Raw genomic sequence first — 5,380 nt, forward strand, 5'->3', positions numbered from 1 at the left:
AGCGCTTCGGCTGGGCCGCCGCCCGGCTCGACGACGTCGCCAACCTGGTGCCGGCGCGGCTCACGGCGGTGCTGGTCGCGCTGGTCGGCCGCAGGCCGGGGGAGACCTGGCGGGTGGTGCGGCGCGACGCACGCCGCCACCCCAGCCCCAACAGCGGCTGGTGCGAGGCCGCGTACGCGGGCGCGCTCGGCCTGACCCTCGGCGGGCGCAACGTCTACGCCGAGCGGGTCGAGCACCGGCCCCGGCTCGGTGACGGCCGCCCGGCCGCCGCCGACGACCTCGGCCGAGCGGCGGCACTGCTGCGGCGGGTGACGGTCGCGGCAGCGCTCGTGGCCGCGGCCGTCGCGGTCGGCGCGGCGCCTGCTGCATGATCAAAACCCCTTCCGACCGCCTCCAGCCGGTCCGGACGGGTGTCGATCATGGTGTGCCGGCGGTCAGGTGCCGCAGAACGTCGTGTACCGCCCGAAGTCGTCCGGCGCGGGCTCGGCGTAGCGCTCGAGACCGAGCCGGGGCGTGAACGGGTCGCGCACGACCGCGACGAGCTCTTCGAACGGGCCGAGGTCGCCGTCGGTCGCGGCGGCGAGCGCAGCCTCGACGAGGTGGTTGCGCGGGATGTGGACCGGGTTCACGCGGTCCATCGCGACGGCGTCGGGGGCCAGGGCGGCCCACCGCTCGAGCCAGCCGTCGATGCCGGCCAGGTCGAGGAACAGCGCGCGGGCCGGCTCGCGGTCGCCGCGGGCGGCATCGGCCAGCCGCCGGAAGAAGCCGGTGAAGTCGACCGGGTTCGCCTGCAGCAGCGCGAACAGCTCCTGGACGAGCCCGTCGAGCACGTCGGCCGCGAGGCCCTCGGGCAGGCCGAGCTTGGCGCGCATCCCCTGCGTCCACGCGAGGTTGTACTGCTCGGCGAACCCGTTCAGCGCCTCGACGGCGTAGGCGACCGCGGCGTCCTGGTCGTCGGCGAGCAGCGGCAGCAGCGCCTCGGCGAAGCGGGCGAGGTTCCACTGCGCGGCGGCCGGCTGGTTGCCGTAGGCGTAGCGCCCGCCGGTGTCGATCGAGCTGAACACCGTGCGCGGGTCGAAGACGTCGAGGAAGGCGCACGGGCCGTAGTCGATGGTCTCGCCGGAGATCGTCATGTTGTCGGTGTTCATGACGCCGTGGACGAAGCCGACAAGCATCCAGCGGGCGACGAGCCGGGCCTGCCGCGCGACGACCGCCTCGAACAGCGCACGGTACGGGTGGTCGGCGTCGGCGAGGTCGGGATCGTGCCGGGCGATCGCGACGTCCGCGAGGCGGCGCAGGAGCGCGAGGTCGTCGGTGGCGCGGGCGTACTGGAAGCTGCCGACGCGCAGATGACTGCTCGCGACCCGCGCGAGCACGGCGCCCGGCTGGTAGGTCTCGCGCTCGACGACGCGGCCAGTGCCGACGACCGCGAGCGCGCGCGTGGTCGGGATGCCGAGCCCGTGCATCGCCTCGCTGATGACGAACTCGCGCAGCATCGGGCCGACCACCGCGAGCCCGTCGCCGCCGCGCGAGAAGGGGGTGCGGCCGGATCCCTTGAGGTGCAGGTCGACGACGCGGCCGTCGGGCGTGGCGAGCTCGCCGAGCAGCAGGGCCCGGCCGTCACCGAGCCGGGGCGAGTAGTTGCCGAACTGGTGCCCCGCGTAGGCCTGCGCGACCGGGGCCGCGCCCTCGGGCGGCCGCTCGCCGGTGAGCAGGCGCAGGCCGTCGTCGGTACGCAGCCAGGCGGCGTCGAGACCCAGGTCGGCCGCGAGCACCTCGTTCAGCGCGAGCAGTCGCGGCTCGGGTGCCTCGTCGGCCCGCCAGGACAGTGCCAGCTCGGGCAGTTCGTCGGCGAACCGGTGCGCGAGGGCGATCGGGCGGGCGGACGTGGAGGTCACCCGTCCCAGCGTACGAACCCCTGCGCTCAGCGCACGAGCGACGGGCGGCCGAACCGGGTGCGGACGCCGGGGGTCCAGAGCGCGCGCAGCGGCGGGCCGGCGGGCTCGACCCCGGCGGCGGCCATCAGGTCGTCGCGCAGGTCGAGTACCTCGGCCGCCTGCAGCGGCCAGGCGTCGTGCTCGTTCGGCACCCACCAGGTGCGTCCGGCCACGCGCGTGTGGGCACCCCAGCGGGCGGTGAGCCAGACCTCGAGGTCGGTCGGATCGACCGGCTCGCCGATGCGCAGCGAGAGGTGGCTGGCCAGCCCGGCGCGCGGCCAGCGGCGCACGCTGTCGTAGCGCACCACGTCGCCGTCGCGCCGCATCGTCATACGCGCGTAGGTGTACGGGATGCCGAAGACGCCGCGCGCGAACGGGACGATCGCGAGCCGTTCGGTCTCGAGCGAGCGGAACAGCACACCGTGGCGGCCGCCGTCGTCGACGGAGTAGAGCCGGATGTTGGTCTCGAGGAAGCGGCCGAAGAACGGCACCGGCAGGTTGCGTCCGAAGCCGGCGTCGCGCATCTCGAACGGGACGAGCCCCACATAGGTGAGGCCGTCGACCCAGACGTCGGGACGGCTCCCGCGCGGATACAGGTGGGCGACGGTCTCGGGACGCACCGGCCAGTGCAGGAAGGCGAGCGAGGTCCAGCGCTGGTCGAACACCACGGGGCGGCGCAGCGGGGGAGCCGTCACCGGGTAGTCGGCCAGCGGGCTCGAGAGCGTCGGCACGGAGGTCACATCCGATCTTCGCCCGGCCACGGAAGCGCGGATGCGTCGATCGCGCCGTTGTGGCCGAGTTCTCGGCGCGCCGTCGCTAGCCCGCCGAGACGCTGACGCCCTCGCCGCCGCTGTTCGAGGCGATCGCACGGCGCAGGGCGCGGGGCAGCGGCTCGTAGTGGTCGGCGAGCTGCCGCAGCCGGGCCGCGTGCGCGCGGCGTTCGGGCCGCGGCAGTACGGTCGCGAGCCGCGCGGCGTCGGCGAGGGCGATGGTGAGTGCGGTGCGCTGCGGGATCTCGGGCACCGGCACCGACGACCGCAACCAGCCGTCGACCTCCGCGGCGAGGGGCGCGCGAGCTCCGGGGTCGACGGTGAAGCGGGTGAACGGGATGCCGAGGAAGCGTTGCGGCACGTCGGCCGCGAGCCCGCCGGCGAGCAGCGCGTCCATCGTCGGCCGTTCGAAGCCGCGCGTGCGCCGGATCCAGCTCTGCCAGCGGCGACCCGGCCGCCGCTCGATGTCGGCGAGCAGTTGGGCGAGGGCGGGCCAGTCCGGCGGCGATCCCGCGCCGCGGACGACCCGGCCGCGGTCGTCGAGGACGGCGCCGGCGAGCCAGAGTTCGCCGAGGGCCGCCGCGAGCGTCAGTTCCCTGATGTGGGCACCGGCCGGCAGCCGCCCGGTCTCGGGACGCGCGGCCAGCACGAGCACCCGCAACGGCAGCAGGTCGAGCAGTTGCACGTGGGCTCCCTCCGCCCGGACGAGCGCGCCGCGGCTACGACCGGGTACCGGCCGCGTCCGGCGCGGTCTCGGCCAGCCAGTCGCCGATGATCGCAGCTGCCTCGTCCGGCTGCTCGACGAGCGGCGAGTGACCCGCCTCGGGCAGCACGACCACCCGGGCGCCGGCGGACTCGTACCGTCCGCGTGACCGGTCGCCGTAGAAGTGGTCCTTGCCGCCGAGCAGCACCAGCGTCGGCTTGCCCGCGTCGCGCACTTGGGCGTCGAGCGGACGCGCCGCCAGACGCGCGCGGCGATCGCCGAGCACGACCTTGAACATGCCGGCGTTCAGCGCGTGGAAGTCCGACAGCCCCTGCTCGGCGAGCACGCGGCCGGCGTCCGGCACCCGGCGCAGCAGGAGCGGCCCGACGACGTGGGCGAGCCGCTGCACCCCGGACGCGAGGGCGCGACCGAGTGCCGGCACGGTCATCAGCCGGTGCCCCCGGGGAAAGATCGCGTCCGTGTAGTCGGGCGCCTGGCAGACGATGACGAGGCCCTCGACGCGGTCGGTCCACTCGGCCAGCCCGACCGCGACGTCGGCGCCGAACGAGTGCCCGAGCGCGACGACGCCGGTGAGCCCGAGCCGGTCGAGCACGGCGCTCGCCACCCGCGTCTGCACCGGGGCGTCGACCGCCGGGCCGCCGGTGCCGCCGTGCCCCACGAGGTCGATCCGGACGAGCCGGCGGCCGGCGCCGAGCATCGGCACCACGCGGTCGAACCAGTGCAGCGAGCCGCTGAAGCCGTGCAGCATGATCACCGGCGGGGCGTCGGGCCGGCCGTCCAGGCGCACATGGACATCGCCACGAAAGCCGTCGACGTCGACGGGCACGAGATCACCGGTGCGGCTACGCGGGGGCACGACCTCGAATGTACGGACGGTCAGGGACGGTGCCGTCCCGTCGGTGTCGACCGGTCGGTGCCGCTCGCCCTACGGTGATCCGGTGACCTCCTCCCGGCCGGTCCCCGAACTGCCCGCACGCCCGGACGCGGCGCTGCTGGTCCTGCGGATCGCGGACGACCCGAACGCGTCGTCGGCGAAGTTGGGCGAGGCGATCGGCACCGACCCGATCCTCGCGATGCGGGTGCTGAAGTTGGCGAACTCGTCGGCCTACGGCCTGAGCGCGCGGGTCGCGCGCCTCGACCTCGCCGTGTCGTTGCTCGGGATCACGACCGTGCGTGGGCTGACGCTCGCGACCGCGGCCGGCCCACAGCGCACACCGCCCGGCTTCTGGACGCAGGCGGCGACCTCCGCGTCGGCCGCCGAGGTGCTCGCGCCGCGGTTCGGCGTCTCGGCGGCGGACCTCTTCGTCCTCGGCCTGCTGCACACGTTCGGCTCGGCGCTGCTGCACCAGAGCGCGCCCGTCCCCGCGCTGTGCCTCCAGCCCGGTGTCGATCCGGGCGAGCTCATCGAGCAGGAGCGCGAGCAGTACGGCACCGACCACGCCGCCTTCGGCGCGGCGCTGCTGCGGGAGTGGCAGTTCCCGGCGCTGCTGTGCGACATCGTCGCCGACCACGACACCGAGCCCGACGCCGACGGCGAGCTCACGGCGCGCGCGCTGTACGCCGCCCGGATCTGCGCACGTGCGGTCATGGGCGGCGCGGCCCCGGACGAGGAGGCCCTCGCCGCGATGCAGCGGTTGAGCGCGGGCCGCATCACCGCGGCGGACGTGCCGGCGTGGCTCGAGCGGATCGAGGCGCGGGCGACCGCCCTGGCCGAGGCGCTGCAGATTCCGTGATCGTCCGCTGCCCGAGCACGCAGTCGCCGCAGCTGCCGGCCGCGGGCACCCGGTAGAGCAGGCAGCAGTTCCGGCGCCGGAACGCCCCGCCCTCCGGCCAGGTGCCGGCACCCGCGAGCCAGCCCTCGCCCAGCAGCCGGCGCACCGCGTCGTCCGCGCGCGGGTCGCCCAGCACGGTCGCCGCGCCGGCGAGCGCCGACACGACGTTGCCGCGCA

At 75.4% G+C, this 5,380-nt stretch carries 7 protein-coding genes; 2 read left to right on the forward strand and 5 right to left on the reverse strand.

Annotated features, from left to right (window positions below):
- On the forward strand, positions 1–371 hold a 371-nt coding region (locus tag ACTHMS_RS17835), incomplete at its 5' end, for a cobalamin biosynthesis protein CobD/CbiB (protein ID WP_440308006.1).
- A 63-nt stretch (positions 372–434) separates the two neighbouring features.
- Here the strand turns inward: ACTHMS_RS17835 and ACTHMS_RS17840 are convergent.
- The 4 genes from ACTHMS_RS17840 to ACTHMS_RS17855 form a co-directional block, all read right to left on the reverse strand.
- Entirely contained in the window at positions 435–1,898 is a 1,464-nt protein-coding gene (locus ACTHMS_RS17840; protein ID WP_440308007.1) for a protein adenylyltransferase SelO, read from the reverse strand.
- Positions 1,899–1,924: 26 nt separating this feature from the next.
- Positions 1,925–2,677 (reverse strand): YqjF family protein, encoded by a 753-nt coding sequence (locus tag ACTHMS_RS17845; protein WP_440308008.1) that lies wholly within the window; start codon positions 2,675–2,677, stop codon positions 1,925–1,927.
- 76 nt (positions 2,678–2,753) lie between these two features.
- Entirely contained in the window at positions 2,754–3,392 is a 639-nt protein-coding gene (locus ACTHMS_RS17850) for a GOLPH3/VPS74 family protein (protein WP_440308009.1), read from the reverse strand.
- A gap of 34 nt (positions 3,393–3,426) precedes the next feature.
- A complete protein-coding gene (locus tag ACTHMS_RS17855) occupies positions 3,427–4,287 on the reverse strand; it encodes an alpha/beta fold hydrolase (protein ID WP_440308010.1) in 861 nt (286 codons plus the stop codon).
- An 82-nt stretch (positions 4,288–4,369) separates the two neighbouring features.
- On the opposite strand from ACTHMS_RS17855, the gene ACTHMS_RS17860 reads away from it, so the two are divergent.
- Complete coding sequence (locus ACTHMS_RS17860) at positions 4,370–5,164, forward strand: HDOD domain-containing protein (RefSeq protein ID WP_440308011.1); 795 nt, start codon at positions 4,370–4,372, stop codon at positions 5,162–5,164.
- On the opposite strand, the gene ACTHMS_RS17865 is transcribed toward ACTHMS_RS17860, so the two are convergent.
- Positions 5,082–5,366 (reverse strand): (2Fe-2S)-binding protein, encoded by a 285-nt coding sequence (locus tag ACTHMS_RS17865; protein ID WP_440308012.1) that lies wholly within the window; start codon positions 5,364–5,366, stop codon positions 5,082–5,084. The two genes, ACTHMS_RS17860 and ACTHMS_RS17865, sit on opposite strands and share 83 nt — an antisense overlap.
- Between the last annotated feature and the right edge of the window lie 14 nt (positions 5,367–5,380).

It is taken from the genome of Jatrophihabitans sp., from assembly GCF_051960575.1.
GTDB lineage: Bacteria > Actinomycetota > Actinomycetes > Mycobacteriales > Jatrophihabitantaceae > JBQCEE01.